Here is a 19,737-nt window from a genome sequence, read left to right on the forward strand (position 1 = left end):
TTACCCCATCGGGTGGCGGTAAGCGGCGGAATAAGCGCCGGTGATGTGGTGTTCGAGCTGGCGCTCGATATCGCCAAGCAGCGAAGACGCACCAAAGCGGAAAAGATCGGGGCGCAGCCAACGATCGCCAAGTTCCTCTTTGATCAGGGCCAGATAGTTGATCGCGTCCTTGGCCTTGCTGATGCCGCCAGCGGGTTTGTAGCCAACAACATGGCCGGTCTGCGCGTAGTAGTCACGGATCGCCCGCAGCATCACCAGCGTCACAGCCAGGGTCGCGTTCACAGGCTCTTTGCCCGTCGAAGTTTTGATAAAGTCGGCACCCGCCATCATGCAGATCAGGCTGGCTTTGGCGACGTTCCGCAGCGTGCCAAGCTCGCCTGTGGCGAGGATCGCTTTGACATGGGCATGCCCGCAGGCATCGCGGAAGGCGCGCATTTCATCGTACAGCGCCTGCCAATTGCCGCTCAGCACATGGCGGCGCGAAATCACGATATCGATCTCATGCGCGCCCGATTTCACCGACTCTTCGATTTCGGCGATCCGCAAGTGCAAAGGCGACAGACCCGCAGGAAACCCCGTGGACACCGCTGCGACAGGAATGCCAGAGCCATCGAGCCCTTTCACTGCTGCCTCAATCATATCGTGGTAAACACAGACGGCGCCAACGGTTAGCCCCTCCATGCCCAAAGCGCTCAGGATGTCGGCGCGGACGGGTTGGCGGGCCTTGGCCGTGAGACGGGCGACGCGGCCCACTGTGTCATCGCCGGACAGGGTGGTCAGGTCGATGCAGCTGATGGCGCGGCACAGCCAAGCGGCCTGATAGTCTTTCTTCACGCTGCGGCGACCGGGCAAAGTGGCACAACGGCGTTGAATGGCGGGGGTGTTGGCTTGGGCGGCGTTCACCCATGCCATATCCAGCGGAACGCCCGGATTGCGGGCGAAGTCCGCGTCTGGCGCAAGATCGTAGGTCGAAGGCACGGTGCTTCCTGTGATCTGGAATTGACTCTTTGGTCAACTTGTCACGCCCGCGCCATTGGAACAAGAGCGGCGCTACGTCAGGCAGGCGGGTTAAACACCTGCGCCAACGCTTCAGCGGTTTCCCGATCCGGCACCAGATCACTCTGTTGTTTGAGTTGACGGTTTGATTTCCAGCCCGTGGTCGTCGACCGGCAATGCCAAAACTTGCCCTGCTTCGACTTGAACAGGCTCGGCAAAGGCAATCTTTCCAGCAGATGGGTGTCCCACTGGAAGCCACCTAGCGGCCCCGAAGGATTAATGCACCACTTGGTGGGACAGGGCTTCTCGCTCTGTTTCATGTGCGTGTGGCTGGAATGCAGCGAGGGATCGGATGCCTCTGGGTCGGGATAACGCCAATATCCCGGCACCCGCACGAACCCGCCCCACGACTTCAAAGCCAGATCAAAGATCGTCGTACCGGGCGTGTAAATCAGCTCGTCGACATCACAGCTCAGGACAGCGCGCGCCTGCCGCATCCAGCGCAGCCGGAGCACATTAAAGAGCGCAGTTTGCAGATACTTCTCCGTCCGCGCATAAGGTGCACGTCCCCGAGGACCATATCTCCAAGGGACCGACACCACCATGATCCGCTTCAAATCGGTCAAGGACAGCGCATCTTCGATGTCCTGAACGCTGTAACTCGTCGAGCCGTTGTCCAGCAGCACCAGCGCCTCGAGCCCGTGCATCTCGACATGGTAACGGGCGAAGTCGGTGATCCAACGCAACTCATTGTCCTTGGACAAACAGAGCGCAGTATTCAGTCCGGCGAATGGATCGGTTTCTTCGGCATGCACTGGGGACGTGATGGTCCCACCAAAAGCCCTGAGACGCACCTCCGACGGACACGTGATCGAGGGCAACTCGATGATATCGTGGCGATAAAACTGGCGGATACGCGCAATACGTACGGGCAGGCCATCCAGCGAAAAAGATCCCTTCTGAACCTCGGCCTTCAAGTTATTCAGCTTGGGACACACCAGATGCACGCGGCCCTCTCGGTACACGGCGTCGTACCACAGGGTCGTATCGTCGAACGCTTCGGCATACCCTTCGCGTTGGTATTTTGCCGATAGCTTCGATGTGCGGCGTGCGCCATCGGGCAACGCTGCGTGTGCTAGTGTTCGGCCCTGAATTAAGCGCGCATTCAACTCGTCTTTGGTCATACCAGCGGTGTTTCCCGAGCGCCAAGAAAAGTCAAATCCTGATCTATGGCGCGCCTTCGTTTTCAAGACGCCAAACGCGCAGCGATGCCGTCCAGCATGTCCAGACACTCCGCCAGCTGCGAAAGTTCGACATATTCGTCCGGCTTGTGCGCCTGCGCGATGTAGCCGGGACCGCAGACCACAACATCCATGCCAATCGACTGGAACAGCCCACCTTCGGTCGCAAAGGCAACAACGTCCACATCATTCTCGCCGGTCAGCGCCAGCACCAGATCGCGCGCTTCATTGGTGTCCATGGGCTCCAGACCTGCGACCTCGCCAATGGTTTCGGTCACGATGTTCGCGTCGGGCCAATTCTTTTGCATTTCGGGCAGCAGAGTCTCTTGCACGTAGCGGCGCACTTCTCCGGTCACGTAGTCGTAGTCCGAGTTCTGCACCGGACGGAATTCCCATTCCACGTGCGCTTTGCCAGGGATCACGTTGTGGGCGACACCACCGTGCAATCCTCCGATATTCAGTGTCGTCCATGGCGGGTCAAACCTGCCATTTTCCGGTGCTCTGGCTTTCAGACCCTCGCGCACTTCAAGCAGGTGGCTCACGTATTTCACGGCATATTCCACCGCATTCAGGCCGGCATCCGGCGCACTTCCGTGCCCTTCGAGCCCGGTAAAGTGAGTGGTGTACTCGCAGCAGCCTTTGTGCCCTTCGATCACGCGCATGCCAGTTGGCTCGCCAATTATGCAAATCGCCGGTTTTAGTGGAAAACTCCGTAACTCCTCCACCAACGACTGCGCACCAAGGCAGCCTGTCTCCTCGTCATAGGTGAACGCAAAGTGCAGCGGTCGCTGCAGAGTGTCTGCCTCGACCTTTTCCAATAGGGCCAGACAGCACGCAATAAAGCCCTTCATGTCGCAGGTGCCGCGACCATACAGCCGACCATCGCGCAGGGACATTTCGAAGGGGTCCTCGGTCCAGTCCTGATCGGCGACAGGCACCACGTCAGTGTGGCCAGACAGAACAATCCCGCCGTCCAGCTTGGGCCCTAGCGTTGCCCAAAGATTCGCCTTTGTCCCCGTCGGGTCCGACTGAATCATAACCTCGGCACCAGCAACGGTCAGAGTCTGTTTGAGATATTCGATCATCTGCAAATTGCTATCAACCGAGATCGTCGGGAAGCGGATCAGATCACCCAGAATGTCTTGCGCACGGGATAAGGTGCTCATGTTGCGTCACTTTTCGAATTGGTCTTTGCCCGCATACTGAAGGGCGCGGTTCAGGAATCAAGACACTTTGTGCGGCTCTGCTCGCACACGCGCACAGACGGGTCGTTAGCGGGCGAATCAATTGATTCGATTCGCCCAATCTGCAGGCAGCGGACCACGCCGCCGAGATTTCGGAAAGAGCGTCGCGAAAATTTTACCTTTCCGCGCTAAGGGCTTGTCGCGGGTATAATACGGCTTAATTCCGGCCTCAGAGACATCCAGCCCGCAGCTATCTTCCAGTCGGCACCAGACCTCTGGCTGCGTCCTCATAGCCTTGTATGCCTAGGAAAAGTGCACCCTTGGTGAGCACCGGATTCACCGTATGGGTCGTTTTCGCAGTCCATTTGGTCGGCTTCCACGCAGCAAATTAAACGTTTGGACTGACTTGCTTGGCGAGTACCGAATTCACCAAAACCCACTGTTGCAAGACTCGACTGCACGGGTTTTAGTCGAAGGCGAAAAAGTGCAGCACAAAAGCTGCCGCATACACAGGGAGCCAGTTTTGGCGCAAACACATTCAAACGATGCGTTCGTTGCCTTCGAACGCGTGCAAAAAAGCTATGACGGCGAAACATTAGTCGTCAAAGACCTTAACCTGTCGCTGCCGAAGGGCGAGTTCCTCACGATGCTCGGGCCGTCGGGTTCTGGCAAAACCACCTGCCTGATGATGCTGGCAGGCTTTGAGACCGCCACCTACGGCGAGATCAAGCTAGATGGGAAGCCCATCAACAACATCCCGCCCCACAAGCGCGGCATCGGGATGGTCTTTCAGAACTACGCGCTTTTCCCCCACATGACCGTCGCCGAGAACCTCGCCTTCCCTCTGGAAGTGCGCAAGCTCGGCAAGTCCGAACGCGAAGCAAAAGTAAAGCGCGCTCTGGACATGGTTCAGATGGGTGCCTTTGGCGGTCGTCGCCCTGCGCAGCTCTCGGGTGGTCAGCAGCAGCGTATTGCTCTGGCCCGCGCTCTGGTGTTCGAACCTGAACTGGTGCTGATGGACGAACCGCTTGGTGCGCTCGACAAGCAGTTGCGCGAACACATGCAGTTCGAAATCACCCGCATCGCGCATGATCTGGGCATCACAACTGTGTATGTGACGCACGACCAGACCGAAGCGCTTACCATGTCGGACCGCGTCGCCGTATTTAACGACGGCCGCATTCAACAGTTGGCTCCACCGGACGAACTATACGAAGCGCCGCAAAACAGCTTCGTTGCGCAGTTCATCGGCGAGAATAACACGCTGGACGGTACTGTGCAGGAGATCAAGGACGGCTATGCAATCGTCAAGCTGGACAGCGGTGAAACGATCGACTGCAAGCCTGTAAATGTCAGCAAGCCCGGCGAACGCACGCTTGTTTCGATCCGCCCAGAGCGTGTCGAAATCGACAAATCCCGTCTGCACCCCGACGCACACACCTTGCAGGCCGAAGTGCTGGAATTCGTCTACATGGGCGACATCTTCCGCACGCGCCTGCGTGTCGCGGGCCGCGAAGACTTCGTGATCAAAACTCGTAACGCACCGGATCAACGTCGCCTCAAGCCCGGCGAGATGATCGAAATCGGCTGGCTGGCAGATGACTGCCGCGCGCTGGACGCCTGATAATTAAGCGTTACACTCAGAGATACCGCAGCGAACAAAATCGCTGCGGCGCCTCGCAGACGAGGTCGGATGCGAGGGAAGGATTTCACGGCCTGTCCCGGGGCTGGGAATCATCAATATCAAAATCCGGGCGCCTATTAGGGAGTAAGAAATGAAACTCACCAAAATGATGCTGACCACCACGGCTCTGACCGTTGCCGCCGGTGCTGCATTCGCCGAAGGCCATGGCTCGATGGCTGACTCGATGACCGTTGTGTCGTGGGGCGGCGCCTATCAGAACAGCCAGGTGAAAGCATACGTCGAACCCTACGTCGAAATGAACGAAGGCCTCGAAGTTGTCACCGACGAAAGCTCGGCCGAAGCAGTGACCAAGCTGCGCGCGATGTCCGAAGCTGGCAACATCACTTGGGACGTCGTTGACGTTGTGGCCGCAGACGCGATGCGCCTCTGCGACGAAGGTCTGGCGCTGGAAATCGACCCTGACACCATGCTGGCAGACGCGCCCGACGGCACCAAAGCGTCCGAAGACTTTGGCGATCTGATCGTCAGCGAGTGCTTCATCCCGCAGATCGTCTACTCGACCACCTTCGGCTATCGCACCGACCTGCTGGACACTGCTCCGACCAGCGTTTGTGACATCTTCGACACCGAAACCTTCCCCGGCAAGCGCGCACTCGAAAAGCGCCCGATCGGCAACATGGAGTGGGCTCTGATCTGTGACGGCGTCGCAATCGAAGACGTCTACGACACTTTGGAAACCGAAGAAGGCGTCCAGCGCGCATTCGCCAAGCTCGACACCATCAAGGACGATGTTGTCTGGTGGTCGGCTGGCGCCGAAACGCCCCAGCTGCTGGCGGATGGCGAAGTCACCATCGGTTCGACCTACAACGGTCGTCTGTTCTCGGCGATCGCCGAGCAGGGTCAGCCCATCGGCATGCTCTGGGACTGGCAGATGTTCGACCTTGACGGTTGGATCATCCCCGCTGGCCTGCCCGCAGACCGTGAAGCACGCGCACTGGACTTCGTGAAGTTCGCAACCGACACCCAGCGTCTGGCGGATCAGGCCAAGTACATCTCGTACGGCCCCGCACGCGCATCGTCGGCACCGCTGGTTGGTCAGCACGCAGAACTGGGCATCGAAATGGCGCCCCACATGCCGACCGATCCCAACAACGCGCAGAACACCTTCCTGTTCAACTACGACTGGTGGGCAAGCTACCGCGATGACCTGGACGCACAGTACCAGGCATGGCTGCTGCAGTAATCTGCATTCGGAAGGGGGGCACCTGCCCCCTTTCCACCTCTCGCACTTTTCAGAGCATTCGGTTCTTGCGCCAAGCCGTCCGCGGCTTTGCCCAACAACCATTTAAGAGACGCCGGATAACTGGCGCTGACCTCAACAGGGATAACTATGGCTGATACCACGACCGATGGCCCGATGTTGGCCGCCGACGGCACCCCGCTAAAACAGAGCCTCGCTAGGGCTCTGCGGCGGCAAAAAATCCGAGCTCTGATGCTGACCGCACCGCTGCTGATTTTTGTTCTGGTGTCGTTCATCATGCCGATTGGCTCGATGCTGATGCGCTCGATCCAGAACACTGCAGGCACCGAATACGTGCCAGACATCCTGCCCAACGTTGTCGCCGAACTCGAAGAGTGGGATCCGACGACGGGAGAGTTGCCATCTGAAGCCGCGTTCAAGGCCATGATCATCGACTTTCAGGTGGCGTTCGAGAACAAGCAGCACACCCAGTTGGGACGCCGCTTTAACTACGAAACCCCGGGCATGTCCTCGCTCTTCCGCAAATCGGGCCGCAAAGTCTCTCGGATGGACGTAGCAGAGATCACCGATGCCAAGGCTGCGTTGCTCGACGTGGACGAAGACTGGGGTAATCTCCAGTATTGGGCCACGATCAAAGCGAATTCGGGCTACTACACGTCCAGCTACTACATGGCGGCCTTTGACGCGGAACGCACAATCGAAGGCGTTCAGATGAAGGACCCTGATCAGCGGATCTACCAAAAGCTGATGCTGCGAACCTTGTGGCTGAGCGGTTTGATTACCTTCTGCACTCTGGCGATTGGCTATCCTGTGGCTTGGCTTTTGGCAGACCTACCGCTCCGGACCTCAAACCTCTTGATGATCTTGGTACTGCTGCCCTTCTGGACCTCACTGCTTGTTCGGACCTCTGCTTGGAAAATTCTGCTGCAAGAACAGGGCGTGATAAACGACATCTGGATTGCGCTTGGGTTCTCAGATCGTCTGAGTTTGATCAACAACCAGCTCGGCGTGGTGATCGCGATGACCCACATCCTGCTGCCCTTCATGATCCTGCCGCTGTATTCGGTGATGAAAACCATCCCGCCGTCGTACCTGCGCGCTGCCAAATCGCTTGGCGCTACCAACACCACCGCCTTCCTGCGCGTGTACTTCCCGCAGACCACTCCGGGCATCGGTGCGGGCGCGCTGCTGGTTTTCATTCTGGCGGTCGGCTACTTCATTACCCCCGAACTGGTCGGTGGTGCTGATGGTACCTTCATCTCGAACCGGATTTACTTCCAGTTCTCGACCTTGGGCAACTGGGGTCTGGCCGCGGCACTTGGCACCATCATGCTCGCCGTCGTCCTTCTGCTCTACTACGTCTACGACAAGCTCGTTGGCATCGATAACGTGAAGCTGGGGTAATCTATCATGGCAACGACACTTCCTCCCTATGCGACAACGGGTCAGAAGATTTGGTACTACGGCTTCCGTGTCTTCTGCGGTCTGGTCTTCTTTTACCTGATCTTCCCAATCTTGATCGTGATCCCGCTCAGCTTTAATGCGCAGGACTTCTTTACCTTCACGCCGGAAATGCTGCGGCTTGATCCCGAAGGCTACTCGCTGAAGCATTACAAGGACTTCCTCGGTGCAAATGGTGACTACAGCTGGCTGCAAGCTTTCAGCAACTCGCTGATCATCGCCCCGCTGGCGACCCTGCTCTCGGTGAGCCTTGGGACACTCGCTGCGATTGGCCTGAGCCAACCGCACGTGCCCTTCAAGCGTCAGATCATGGCTCTGCTGATCTCACCGATGATTGTTCCGCTGATCATCACCTCGGCTGGTATGTTCTTCTTTTACTCCAGCGTCAGTCTGCAAGGCACTCTGTTCGGTGTTGTTTTGGCCCACGCTGCTCTGGGCATCCCGTTCGTCATCATCACTGTGACAGCGACCCTCAGCAGCTTTGACACGAGTTTGACCCGCGCAGCCGCGAACATGGGCGCCGATCCGGTGACCACGTTCTTCAAGATCCAGATGCCTCTGATCTTGCCCGGCGTCATCTCGGGTGGCCTCTTTGCCTTTATCACCTCGTTCGACGAAGTCGTTGTGGTGCTGCTGGTCGGCTCCGCTGGTCAGAAAACTCTGCCATGGCAGATGTTCATCGGCCTGCGCGAACAGATCTCGCCCACCATTCTGGCGGTTGCGACAATCCTCGTGGTGATCTCGATCGCACTGCTGACAACCGTAGAACTGCTGCGCCGCCGCAGCGAGCGTCTGCGCGGCATGAGCCCGGGCTAAGGTCTGGCGGCATCCTCAAACACGCGAAAGGGCGCCCGTTTCGGAGCGCCCTTTTTGCTGCTGATAGGTTTGGTCTTACTTGGTCAAGATCAGCTTGCCCTGACGCGTGATGCGCAACGTGTAGATCTGATCCCCCAATTGGATCAGCGCCTGCGCGCCGCCTGCAGTCAGCTCTTCGGCGATGTGCAGGGGCAATTCGGGGGAATGCGGGCTGGCGGTGCGGAATGTCGAAGTCATGACGGTCATCGGAAAGTTCCTTGCGGTGCGCGCGGCATCAATGGTCGCGGGTTTCTATATGGTCCAGCAAACGTTCGGCACACAGGTCCACTGGCCATGTCAGCTCTGCAAGGATTGCGCGCAATTCTGATGCACGAGAGGTATTCTCCTGAATGCGGTCGGCCTTGGGCGGTTGAGTCATGGGATGTGTCCTGTTTGACAAAAACGCTGGCTGACCCGATTCAGGTTGGCTGACTTAAACCTGACTATTTTAGTCGCCTTCGTCAATCCCCTTCCTGATCCAAAAGAAAAGGCCCGCCAAAAACAGCGGGCCTCGCCTTAAGTCCATGCAGACAGGTCAGAGCTGTTCGAGGACAGTCTCCCCAGCCGACAGCTCGCAAACGCCCGGGTTCTCATCAACGTTCAGCTGCGTCACGACGCCATCTTCGGCAACCAGAGTAAAGCGCTTGGAGCGACCAAAGAATCCGACCGGGGGTGCGGTAAAGTCCATGCCGATCGCCTTGATCCACGCGCCCTCGGCATCACCCAGCATGGTCAGGCCAACCTCGTCCGCGCCGGTGTCCTTGGCCCACGCGGCCATCACAAAGGGGTCGTTTACGGAAACGCAGATCACCTCGTCCACGCCCTTTTCAGCCAAAGCGTCTTTGGTCCGGATAAAGCTGGGAACGTGCGCAGTGCTGCAAGTCCCAGTGTACGCGCCGGGTAGGCCAAAAAGAACGACTTTGCGCCCTTTGAACTTGTCGGCCAACTCCACGGTTTGCGGGCCTTCTGCCCCCAGCATCAACAAGGTGCCACCGGGCAGCGTATCCCCAATCGAAATAGTCATTTATTTTCCCTCTGACGAATTGCGTTCGCAGTCAGGCTGCGTTTAATCAGATCCTGTGCAGACCCATTGAACTACATAGGAGCGCGCAGGGAAATGTCTCACATTGCTGTTATCGGGGCGGGCCAAGCCGCCGCGTCGTTGATTGCCGAGTTGCGCAAGCGTGGATTTGATGGGGACATCACTCTGTTCGGTGCCGAGCCGGTCCTGCCCTATCAGCGCCCCCCGCTGTCCAAGGCTTATCTCTTGGGGGAAATGCCGCTTGAGCGTCTCTATCTGCGTCCCGAACAATGGTATATCGACAACGAAGTAACCCTGCGTCTGGGCACCCATGTGGATGCAATCGACGTGTCAGGCAAAACACTGACTGTCGAGGACGAACATATCGCGTGGGACCAACTGGTTTTGACCACCGGCTCGTCGCCGCGTCACCTCCCGGCCGCGATTGGTGGTGATCTAGAAGGCGTCTATGTCGTGCGCAACCTCGCTGACGTGGATGCGATGGGCCCCGAAGCAACCGAAGGCAAGCGCGTCTTGATTGTGGGGGGCGGCTACATCGGGCTAGAGGCCGCGGCTGTCTGCGCCAAACGCAAAATGGACGTCACCCTGATTGAAGCGGCTCCGCGCATCTTGGGCCGCGTCGCCTCGCCCGAAACAGCAGACTATTTCCGCAACCTGCACCAATCAAACGGCGTCAAAATCCACGAAGGGCTTGGCCTCGCGCGCCTTAACGGTACGGATGGTCGCGTCACATCGGCCGAGTTGGCCGACGGCGCTACGTTGGACGTGGACCTTGTGATTGTTGGGGTCGGCATCACACCGACAACTGGTCTGGCCGAAGCAGCTGGCATCGCCTTGGATAACGGGATTGCTGTTGATGAACAGGGCCGCACCAGCGCGCCGGACATTTGGGCCGCAGGCGACTGCGCCAGCTTCCCCCATGGCGAGGGGCGGATGCGGCTGGAAAGCGTGCCAAACGCCATCGACCAAGCCGAATGCGTTGCACGGAACATCTTGGGCGGCACAGAAACCTATTTGCCGAAACCATGGTTCTGGTCTGATCAGTACGACACAAAACTGCAGATCGCGGGCCTGAACACCGGCTATGATCGGATCATCACCCGCGAGAGTGGCGATGGTGCGATGTCCTTCTGGTACTATGCGGCCGACACCCTGCTAGCAGTAGACGCCATGAACGATGCCAAAGCCTTTATGGTCGCCAAACGCCTGATCGAGGCAGGGCGCAGCCCCTCGGCCGAGGCTGTCGCCGACCCGAGCACAAACCTCAAGGCGCTGCTGAAATGAGGATTATCGCAGGACAATGGCGCGGGTTAAAACTGGCCGATGTGGGCGAAGGTGATGCCGCCGCTCACCTTCGCCCAACCTCCGACCGTGTCCGCGAAAGCTTATTCAATATTCTTGGCAATCAGGGTGGCGTTTCGCCACTTGTCGGGGCCCGCGTGCTGGATCTATTCGCCGGAACAGGAGCGCTGGGGCTAGAAGCATTATCACGGGGCGCCAAGCATATCACATTCGTTGACGACGGCACCAAAGCGCATTCGCTGCTTAAGCAAAACATCGACAAGTGCCGCGCCAAAGATGTCACGGAAATCTTGCGCGGAAATGCCTGTGATCTAGGCCCGAATAAAGGCGAGCCCTTCGATGTAGTCTTTCTCGATCCGCCCTATGGCAAAGGCATGGGAGATCGAGCCCTATCTTCAGCAATACGGAACGGATGGATTGCCCAAAACGCATTGATTGTTTGGGAAGAAAACAGCCCCCAGCTCCCACCAGCAGGTTTTTTCCTGAAAGAGCACCGCAAGTTCGGCGACACGCATATCACCTTCGCGGTGCCCGCCTGATCAGAAGGCCAAGGTCACAACGCAGCCAGCTGTCGTCGCACCAACGTCCTGTGGGTCAAACCGCGCACCTTGGTTTTTGTCATAAGCCTCTTTGGCAACCCCAAGGGCCAACGCTGTGCCGCACCCAGCTAGCCGTGATCCTGTGTAATGTGTGACTGCCGCTGAACTCGCGGCACCAACTGCGAAATGCGCAGCCTTATCGTCTGTACAAGCTGAAACCAAAACAATCGCTACCAGCAAAAAACACTTTTTCATGGAAATATCCGCCTATGTTTCAATCTCTGGCGCAGCCACACTCCCATTGATCGTAACTTTCTCCAAATGCTTTCTCAAAATTAGAGACCGCTTTGATGAAAAAGCAAAACGGGCAGGCAAAGTGCCCACCCGCTTTCAATCTTTTCAAAATACTTACAGCGCATCAATGGACGCGCTTGGGCGATCACCAAGTGGGATGGAATTTGTCCGCAGGAGACAGAGTGAAGATTTCGCAACCTTCCGCTGTCACGCCGATTGAGTGCTCAAACTGCGCACTCAGGGATTTGTCGCGGGTTACGGCGGTCCAGTCATCGGACAGAACCTTGGTCTCGGGACGGCCCAAATTCACCATCGGCTCGATTGTAAAGAACATGCCCTCTTCCAGAACCGGACCCGTGCCCGCGCGACCATAGTGCAGGACGTTCGGCGGCGCGTGGAAGACAGTGCCAAGACCGTGACCACAGAAGTCGCGGACCACAGACATCCGCTGCGCTTCGACAAAGCTCTGGATCGCGTAGCCAATGTCACCGAATGTGTTGCCCGGCTTGACAACTTCGATCCCGCGCATGAGCGCCTCGTGGGTGACGTCCAGCAGACGCTCTGCCTTGCGGGGCACTTTGCCCGCAACGTACATGCGGCTTGTGTCACCGAACCAGCCATCGACGATCACGGTCACGTCGATGTTCAGGATGTCGCCTTCTTTCAACTTCTTGTCACCGGGGATACCGTGGCAAACCACGTGGTTCACGCTGATGCAGCTGGCATGTTTATACCCGCGATATCCGATCGTGGCCGAGGTCGCACCAGACGCATTCACCTTGTCTTCAATGATCCGATCAATCTCGCCGGTGGTCTGACCAACAAACACATGCTCTGCGATTTCGTCCAGAATTTGGGCGGCCAGATGGCCCGCCGCATGCATTCCGGCAAAGTCGGCGGCCTCGTGTATACGGATCCCGTCTTTGGTCATCCGCCCTTGGTGTCGCTTTTCCAATGGGCTCTCCTTTGTATTCGCTGAGCCATATCTAAGAAAATTTGTGGCCATTTGCCAGAAGCTGCGCATCTTTGGCAATTCACAACGCCTGTGTATTTGGATCCACCGGCAACTCCTGACCGAAAAACACACCGTTCACAGTGATATTTGTACCATAGCAGATGGCTTCGACACCAGCCGCGCGGGCTGCGTCAAAGGCGCGTGCATAGGCCGGATCAAGATCTGCTGCCAATTTGAACCGCCCACAATCGGTGCGCTGGATCAGGAACAGCATCACAGCGCGGTGCCCTTGGGCAACCATCTCGGTCAGTTCGGCCAGATGCTTTGCGCCGCGCGCAGTGACGCAGTCGGGAAACTCGGCCCAGTCGCCTTCGCGGCGCAGGTGCACATTCTTGACCTCGACATAGGCGTCCGGCAGCCCCTCGCCCGTCAGTAGGAAATCCACCCGGCTGTTGGTGCCGTATTTCACCTCGGGGCGGATCGTTGTGTAGTGGCTCAGACTGGCGACCTTGCCCGCCCGCAGCCCCTCCCCCCCCACACGGTTCGGGATCGAGGTGTCAATGCCCGCCATATGCCCATCCTCTAGCTCGGCCAGCCGCCAGCCATAGTCGAGCTTCTTTTTCGGATCGTCGTTCGGCTCGAGCCAACAGCGCATTCCCAGATCTTTGAGGCCCAGCATCGCGCCGGGGTTCGGGCAGTGGGCGCGCACCTCTTGTCCCGTTTCCTCGATAATCATATCGGACAGAAATCGGTTATAGCGGCGCACCAGCCGCGCGGGGATCAAAGGGGTCGCAAATTCCATGGCTTTGGATTTAGGCGGATCAGCCAGTTTTGGCAAATCGATCCGGTTCCTATGGAAAAGGCCCCATCGCTGCCCTAGCATCTGCGCGTAACATCAAAACGGAGCCGTCCATGCCCAATCCTACCGCCGCCATGCTCGTGATCGGAGACGAAATCCTGTCCGGTCGCACACGCGATTCCAACATGAATTATCTGGCCGGCGAATTGACCAAGATTGGGATCGACCTGAAGGAAGCGCGCGTTGTCAGCGATGACCGCGACGCCATTATTGCGGCAGTACAGGCGCTGTCGACAGCCTATGTCCATGTGTTCACCTCGGGCGGGATTGGGCCGACCCACGATGATATCACCGCGGAGTGCATTGCCGCCGCGTTCAATACGCACATTGACGTGCGCGACGATGCCCGTGCGCTGCTACAGGCCCACTACGACGCGCGCGGACAAGAACTGAACGAAGCGCGCTTGCGCATGGCCCGCATTCCGGATGGTGCCAAGCTTATCGACAATCCGGTCAGCACCGCGCCTGGCTTCACCCTGCAGAACGTGAATGTCATGGCGGGTGTTCCCAGCGTGTTTCAGGCCATGGTCGGCAGCGTCCTACCCCATCTTGTCGGCGGCGCCCCGCTGCTGTCCCAGACCCTATGTCTGATGCGCGGTGAGGGTGATGTGGCCACGCCTCTGTCCGCGCTGGCAGCGGATTTCCCAGACCTGTCGATCGGCTCCTACCCATTCCAGCGCGATGGTGCGTACGGCACCAACATCGTGGTGCGCGGAACAGACGGCGCAATGATCGACGCTGCAATGACCCGCCTCGCGGCAGAGGTCGGCGCCTGATGGACTTGCGCTACTTCGACGTGGTGGACGCCACGTGGCCGCCCTACGCAATCACGCGGACCGGCCCTTGGCTGATCCGCGAGGGGCGCGGTGGTGGCAAACGAGTGAGCGCGGCCTCTGCAGCAGGCATGGCCAAGGCCAACGACATTCCGCAGGCAATCGAAGCTATGCGCGCTCTGGGACAACACGACCTCTTCATGCTGCGCCCTGTGGATGACGCGCTGGATCAAGCACTCGCGGACCAAGGCTACAAGGTCATAGACCCCGTGCACATCTACACCTGCGATCCGACGCAAGTCGGCGCAGAGGACATCCCCGCAGTGACCTGCTTCGAGACCAAGACCGCTTTGGCGATCATGCAGGAAATCTGGACCGAAGGCGGCATAGGACCCGATCGGCTTGCCGTGATGGCCCGCGCCAAGGGACCGAAGACCTATCTCTTGGGCCGGACACAGGACCGCGCGGCGGGCACTGCCTTTGTCGCGATCCATGATGGGGTCGCGATGCTCCACGCGCTAGAGGTGCTAGAGACGTTTCGTGGCAAAGGCTTGGGTCGATACCTGATGCGCGCTGCCGCCCGTTGGGCCGCCCGTCAGGGGGCGGCGGAACTGGCTCTTCTGGTCACGCGCAAGAATGTGCCTGCGAATGCGCTATACGCTTCCTTGGGCATGTCGGTTGTGGGAAGCTACCACTACCGCATTAAGGAAAACGCAGAATGACCGACCAGCCGACCGCCCTGAACCTGCCTCCGGTGAATCCCTTACCCGAGGACACGCAGAAGTATTTTGACATCTGCATGGAAAAGCTTGGCATGGTCCCGAACGTTCTGCGCGCCTATGCCTTTGACATCGACAAGCTGAACGCCTTTACCGCGATGTATAACGACCTGATGCTGGCAGATAGTGGTCTGACCAAGCTGGAGCGCGAGATGATCGCGGTCGCCGTGTCCGCGCAGAATAAGTGCTTCTATTGCCTTGTTGCGCATGGGGCCGCTGTGCGCCAATTGTCCGGCGATCCGGCGTTGGGCGAGGCACTGGTCATGAACTACCGCGTGGCCCCCATCACAGCCCGACAGCGCGCAATGCTCGACTTTGCGGTCCAGATGACCATCGCAAGCAGCACCATCGAAGAAGCGGACCGGCAAGCCTTGCGCGATCATGACTTCACGGATCGGGACATTTGGGACATCGCCTCGGTCGCGTCGTTCTACAACATGACGAACCGTATGGCCTCTGCCGTGGATATGCGTCCAAACAGTGAATATCACGCCCTCGCCCGATGAAACGTTTTTGTACGAGTGTCTTGGTTGGTCTGCTGGCGGCAGGTCAGGCCGCTGCGTTGGATTTAGCGGTCCCAGCTGGCGCGAATTTGGTGCTCTCTGAAACCTCTGACAATGACAGCTACAACATGCCCATCGGCCCCTATGCCGACGGGCTGGTACCAACCGAGCCGGTGTCAGGCAGAACCAGCGTGCAGGTCTGGCAGGTCGAGAACCGCGATCTCACCAGCCGATCGCTGCTGGACATGCTCAAGGCCCAAGTGGCGCTGCAAGGGTTCGAGACAGTCTACAGCTGCACGACCTTGAAATGCGGGGGATTTGATTTCCGCTTTGGTACGCGCGTCGCGCCCGGTCCAGAGATGTACGTCAACCTGCGTGATTTCCGCTTTACCTCGGCTCAAAAGGACAGCGGTGAGGCTCTCAGCCTCTTGGTCAGTCGTCAGGACTCGCACGGGTTCATTCAATTGATCCACGTCGCGCCCACTCCGGATGCAGACACCGAGACAGAGGGCACGACAGCCGCACCAGCTGTAACGGTCAGCTATGCGACGCCGGTCCTGAAGGAATTGGTTGGCAAAGGGCACGCCGTCCTCAGTGATCTGACTTTTGAAAGTGGCAAGAGCCAACTGGCCACGGCAGACCATGCCAGCCTAAAAGCACTGGCGGAATATCTGTCCGAAAATCCCTCGCGTCGCATTCTGTTGGTCGGCCACACGGATGCGACTGGGAGTCTGGACGGCAACATCGCCGTATCGCGCAGCCGCGCGCAGTCAGTGCGCGACGCGTTGGTCCGCGACCTTGGGGTCCCAGCAGCCCAGATTGAGGCTCAGGGGGCCGGCTACGTGGCGCCTGTGGCCAGCAACGAGACAGAAGAGGGACGCACAGCCAACCGGCGGGTCGAAGCTGTGCTCATGCCCGAGTAGCTTACCAGCTCTCGGGCCCTTTTTCCGAGAAAGCATCCACAAGGAAATCGATGAACGCACGGACCTTGGGCTGCGGGAAACGGCCCGGCGGGTACACAGCGTAAATTCCCTGAGTGTCGACCGGCAAATCGGGGATCACATCTTCGATCTCGCCATTCTTCATCGCGTCGGCATAGAGGAACGACGGCAGATAGGCGATGCCAAGGCCCGACTTGGCCGCATTCAACAGGGACTGGCCGTCATTGACGCTCAGCCAGCCTGCTGTACGGATCTGACGTTTTTCGCCCGATGGTGCGCTGACCTTCCAGACGGAGCCATTCGCTTGGTTCGAGTAATGCAGCAGCTTGTGCTCGTTCAGATCATCCAGCCGTTTCGGCCTTCCGTATTTCTCAAGATACGCAGGAGAGGCGATCATCCGCATCTTGGTTTCGGTCAATTTGCGGGCCCGCAAAGAGCTGTCTTCCAGTTCGCCAATGCGCACAGCCAGATCGAACCCTTCAGAGATCAGTTCGACGTAGCGGTTGTTCAGCACCATGTTGACGCTGATGTCCGGATAGGTCGCCAAGAAGTCCCCCAAGACGGGGCTCAGGTGGTTCACGCCAAAGTCAGTTGCCACCGAAATTCGCAATTGCCCCGAAGGCGCGGCTTGCATGGATGTGACCAGCGCATCCGCTTCTCCCGCGTCGGTTAGCACGCGGCGCGCACGGTCGTAATAGGCCAGTCCGATCTCTGTCGGGCTCACCCGTCTGGTTGTACGGTTCAACAATCTAGCGCCCAATCGCGCTTCGAGTGATGAGACGTGTTTCGAGACCGCCGACTTTGAAATCCCCATTTTCTTTGCCGCATCCGTAAACCCACCTTGGTCTACGACTGTTGCGAAAGCTTCCATTTCAGTGAGCCGATCCATGCCCCATCCTCGATACTCTTTGACCTGCCCTTGTCCTGCCCAGAGATTGGGGCAGGACTGTGTCCAAGGGCGGACAATTGCGGGGAATGATAGGGATCGTTCCTCAAACCGAAACAACAATTATGTAGGATTACTCCCTCCGAACGGGTCTATCTTTTGCATCTTTAACGCTCGGTCAAATTTCAGCTGCGACTCGCGTGCCTTGGTTAATGGCGCGCTTTGCATCCAGCTCGGATGCGACGTCCGCGCCACCAATTACACGGCATGTAACACCCGCTAACTCGAGAGCATCCGCCAGATCACGACGGCTTTCCTGTCCGGCACATAGAACGATGGTGTCCACCTCGATCAACTGCGGATTGTCCCGGCCTGCGCCGGTAGAGATGTGAAGCCCGTTTGCATCAATACGCTCATAGTTCACGCCACCGATCATCTTCACCTGCTTCATCATCAGAGACATGCGATGGATCCAGCCGGTGGTCTTGCCTAGCCGTTTGCCGGGCTTCTCCGCCTTGCGCTGCAGCAGTGTGACCTGCCGCGCGGGCGGCGTCGGACGCGCGCCAACCTCGGCCAAGCCACCACGGGTCTGCTCGGGATCGCCGACGCCCCATTCGGCACGCCATTCTTCGGGATGCTCGGTCGGGCTATCGTCCATCACCAGATATTCAGCCACGTCAAAGCCAATGCCCCCAGCGCCAACGACAGCAACACGCGCGCCAACATCGGCGCTTCCCGACAGCACGTCGACATAGGAAACGACATTCGGCCCGTCTTGACCCGGTATCTGCGGGTCACGCGGCAACACGCCAGTCGCAACGATCACTTCGTCAAATCCCTTCAGATCACTCGCCGAAACCTGCTGCCCCAGCTTCAGGTCAATGTCAGAGCGCGCGACGCTGGACTCAAACCACTCAACGAGACCGTGGAACTCCTCTTTGCCTGGGATCTGGCGGGCCATGTTCAGCTGACCGCCCACGCGATCCGCTGCATCGAACAGAGTGACCCGATGGCCCCGCTCTGCTGCCATAAGCGCTGCTGACAGCCCTGCAGGCCCCGCGCCGACGACAGCGACAGACTTTGGAGTATCTGCGGGTGCAATGAGCAACTCTGTCTCGTAGCAGGCCCGCGGGTTCACCAGGCAGCTGCTGATCTTGCCGCTAAAAGTGTGATCCAGACAGGCCTGATTGCAGGCGATACAGGGCGCAATTTCATCCGCGCGTCCGCTAGCGGCCTTGGCCACGAACTGGCTGTCCGCCAAGAAAGGCCGCGCCATGCTGACCATATCCGCGCAACCATCTGCGAGCACCTTCTCCGCAACGTCTGGCATATTGATCCGGTTGCTGGTGATCACTGGGATACCGACTTTGCCCATCAGTTTCTTGGTCACCCAAGCAAAGCCTGCACGCGGGACGCTGGTTGCGATGGTCGGAATGCGTGCCTCGTGCCAGCCGATACCGGTGTTCAGGATGGTGGCCCCTGCGGCCTCGATCTCTTGGGCCAGCTGCACCACTTCTTCGTAGGTCGAGCCATCTGGGATCAGGTCGATCATCGACAACCGGAAGATCACGATGAAGTCTTCGACCACTGCTGCACGAACGCGCTTCATCACCTCGATGGCAAAACGCATCCGGTTCTCGTAGCTGCCACCCCAGCGGTCGGTCCGTTTGTTGGTGTGCGCCACGAGGAACTGGTTGATCAGATAGCCCTCGGAGCCCATAATCTCGATCCCGTCGTAGCCCGCCTGGCGGGCGCGAGCTGCGGCGGTTGCAATGTCGGCGATCTGCTTTTCGATCCCGTCTTCGTCCAACTCATTGGGTGGGAAAGGCGAGATCGGGGACCGGATGGCCGAAGGGGCCACGCAGTCCTTGCCATACGCGTACCGACCCGCATGCAAGATCTGCATCGCGATCTTGCCACCCGCCGCATGGACGCGGTCTGTCACGATGCGGTGGTTCGCAATGTCCTCGTCCGAGAACAGACCAGCTGCGCCGGGGAATACCCCGCCCTCGCGGTTCGGGGCCATGCCGCCGGTGACGATCAGGCCGACATCGCCCTTAGCACGCTCTTCGTAGAACGTCGCGACGCGGTTCCAATCACGGGTTTCTTCGAGCCCAGTATGCATCGAGCCCATCAGCACGCGATTTTTCAGCGTTGTGAATCCAAGATCGAGCGGTGCCAGCAGGTGCGGGTATTCTGTCATCGGTGCCTCCCTAGTGGA

Annotated in this window: 20 protein-coding genes and 1 pseudogene; 10 read left to right on the forward strand and 11 right to left on the reverse strand. The window is 58.6% G+C overall.

What is annotated here, in order from left to right; all coding sequences use genetic code 11:
• The 3 genes from deoC to argE form a co-directional block, all read right to left on the reverse strand.
• Positions 1-978, reverse strand: coding sequence for a deoxyribose-phosphate aldolase (gene deoC / locus N4A58_RS16950; RefSeq protein WP_293711728.1), 978 nt, complete (start codon positions 976-978; stop codon positions 1-3).
• Between the two features lie 77 nt (positions 979-1,055).
• Positions 1,056-2,180, reverse strand: a complete 1,125-nt coding sequence (locus N4A58_RS16955) for a hypothetical protein (RefSeq protein ID WP_293711731.1) — start codon at positions 2,178-2,180, stop codon at positions 1,056-1,058.
• A 62-nt stretch (positions 2,181-2,242) separates the two neighbouring features.
• Complete coding sequence (gene argE, locus N4A58_RS16960; RefSeq protein ID WP_293711734.1) at positions 2,243-3,403, reverse strand: acetylornithine deacetylase; 1,161 nt, start codon at positions 3,401-3,403, stop codon at positions 2,243-2,245.
• 541 nt (positions 3,404-3,944) lie between these two features.
• Between argE and N4A58_RS16965 the strand changes: the two genes are divergently transcribed.
• From N4A58_RS16965 to N4A58_RS16980, 4 genes and pseudogenes are all read left to right on the forward strand, one after another.
• Positions 3,945-5,045, forward strand: coding sequence for an ABC transporter ATP-binding protein (locus N4A58_RS16965; protein WP_293711737.1), 1,101 nt, complete (start codon positions 3,945-3,947; stop codon positions 5,043-5,045).
• A 151-nt stretch (positions 5,046-5,196) separates the two neighbouring features.
• Complete coding sequence (locus tag N4A58_RS16970; protein WP_072708250.1) at positions 5,197-6,309, forward strand: extracellular solute-binding protein; 1,113 nt, start codon at positions 5,197-5,199, stop codon at positions 6,307-6,309.
• 147 nt (positions 6,310-6,456) lie between these two features.
• On the forward strand, positions 6,457-7,731 hold the full coding sequence (locus N4A58_RS16975; protein WP_072708252.1) for an ABC transporter permease: 1,275 nt from the start codon (positions 6,457-6,459) through the stop codon (positions 7,729-7,731).
• A gap of 18 nt (positions 7,732-7,749) precedes the next feature.
• A pseudogene (locus N4A58_RS16980) lies at positions 7,750-8,604 on the forward strand (ABC transporter permease); the annotation flags it as partial.
• A gap of 75 nt (positions 8,605-8,679) precedes the next feature.
• Here N4A58_RS16980 and hemP read toward each other — a convergent pair.
• The 3 genes from hemP to N4A58_RS16995 form a co-directional block, all read right to left on the reverse strand.
• Entirely contained in the window at positions 8,680-8,841 is a 162-nt protein-coding gene (gene hemP, locus N4A58_RS16985; RefSeq protein ID WP_072708415.1) for a hemin uptake protein HemP, read from the reverse strand.
• 37 nt (positions 8,842-8,878) lie between these two features.
• Positions 8,879-9,022 (reverse strand): hypothetical protein, encoded by a 144-nt coding sequence (locus N4A58_RS16990; RefSeq protein ID WP_177218576.1) that lies wholly within the window; start codon positions 9,020-9,022, stop codon positions 8,879-8,881.
• 156 nt (positions 9,023-9,178) lie between these two features.
• Positions 9,179-9,667, reverse strand: coding sequence for a peroxiredoxin (locus N4A58_RS16995; RefSeq protein WP_293711742.1), 489 nt, complete (start codon positions 9,665-9,667; stop codon positions 9,179-9,181).
• 93 nt (positions 9,668-9,760) lie between these two features.
• On the opposite strand from N4A58_RS16995, the gene N4A58_RS17000 reads away from it, so the two are divergent.
• Entirely contained in the window at positions 9,761-10,969 is a 1,209-nt protein-coding gene (locus N4A58_RS17000; RefSeq protein ID WP_293711744.1) for an FAD-dependent oxidoreductase, read from the forward strand.
• Positions 10,966-11,526: a 16S rRNA (guanine(966)-N(2))-methyltransferase RsmD gene (gene rsmD, locus N4A58_RS17005; RefSeq protein WP_293711747.1), complete on the forward strand. Its 561-nt coding sequence runs from the start codon at positions 10,966-10,968 to the stop codon at positions 11,524-11,526. The genes N4A58_RS17000 and rsmD overlap by 4 nt, the downstream gene beginning before the upstream one ends.
• Here the strand turns inward: rsmD and N4A58_RS17010 are convergent, their stop codons facing one another.
• The 3 genes from N4A58_RS17010 to sfsA form a co-directional block, all read right to left on the reverse strand.
• On the reverse strand, positions 11,527-11,781 hold the full coding sequence (locus tag N4A58_RS17010; protein ID WP_072708261.1) for a hypothetical protein: 255 nt from the start codon (positions 11,779-11,781) through the stop codon (positions 11,527-11,529).
• 184 nt (positions 11,782-11,965) lie between these two features.
• On the reverse strand, positions 11,966-12,751 hold the full coding sequence (map, locus tag N4A58_RS17015) for a type I methionyl aminopeptidase (protein WP_293711908.1): 786 nt from the start codon (positions 12,749-12,751) through the stop codon (positions 11,966-11,968).
• Between the two features lie 103 nt (positions 12,752-12,854).
• On the reverse strand, positions 12,855-13,577 hold the full coding sequence (sfsA, locus tag N4A58_RS17020) for a DNA/RNA nuclease SfsA (RefSeq protein ID WP_293711751.1): 723 nt from the start codon (positions 13,575-13,577) through the stop codon (positions 12,855-12,857).
• Positions 13,578-13,687: 110 nt separating this feature from the next.
• Between sfsA and N4A58_RS17025 the strand changes: the two genes are divergently transcribed.
• From N4A58_RS17025 to N4A58_RS17040, 4 genes are read left to right on the forward strand one after another with little or no spacing between them, the layout of a single operon-like run.
• Positions 13,688-14,410: a molybdopterin-binding protein gene (locus tag N4A58_RS17025; RefSeq protein ID WP_293711754.1), complete on the forward strand. Its 723-nt coding sequence runs from the start codon at positions 13,688-13,690 to the stop codon at positions 14,408-14,410.
• Complete coding sequence (locus N4A58_RS17030; protein ID WP_293711757.1) at positions 14,410-15,129, forward strand: N-acetyltransferase; 720 nt, start codon at positions 14,410-14,412, stop codon at positions 15,127-15,129. Before N4A58_RS17025 ends, N4A58_RS17030 begins: the two co-directional genes overlap by 1 nt.
• Positions 15,126-15,692 carry a peroxidase-related enzyme gene (locus tag N4A58_RS17035; RefSeq protein ID WP_293711760.1) on the forward strand — a complete coding sequence of 189 codons (567 nt, stop codon included), beginning with the start codon at positions 15,126-15,128 and terminating at the stop codon, positions 15,690-15,692. Before N4A58_RS17030 ends, N4A58_RS17035 begins: the two co-directional genes overlap by 4 nt.
• A complete protein-coding gene (locus tag N4A58_RS17040) occupies positions 15,689-16,612 on the forward strand; it encodes an OmpA family protein (protein ID WP_293711763.1) in 924 nt (307 codons plus the stop codon). The genes N4A58_RS17035 and N4A58_RS17040 overlap by 4 nt, the downstream gene beginning before the upstream one ends.
• A gap of 1 nt (position 16,613) precedes the next feature.
• On the opposite strand, the gene N4A58_RS17045 is transcribed toward N4A58_RS17040, so the two are convergent.
• On the reverse strand, positions 16,614-17,519 hold the full coding sequence (locus N4A58_RS17045) for a LysR family transcriptional regulator (protein WP_072708275.1): 906 nt from the start codon (positions 17,517-17,519) through the stop codon (positions 16,614-16,616).
• A gap of 175 nt (positions 17,520-17,694) precedes the next feature.
• Positions 17,695-19,719 (reverse strand): NADPH-dependent 2,4-dienoyl-CoA reductase, encoded by a 2,025-nt coding sequence (locus N4A58_RS17050; RefSeq protein ID WP_293711766.1) that lies wholly within the window; start codon positions 19,717-19,719, stop codon positions 17,695-17,697.
• Positions 19,720-19,737: the final 18 nt, after the last annotated feature.

The sequence above is a fragment of the Donghicola sp. genome (assembly GCF_025210255.1).
GTDB lineage: Bacteria > Pseudomonadota > Alphaproteobacteria > Rhodobacterales > Rhodobacteraceae > Donghicola > Donghicola eburneus.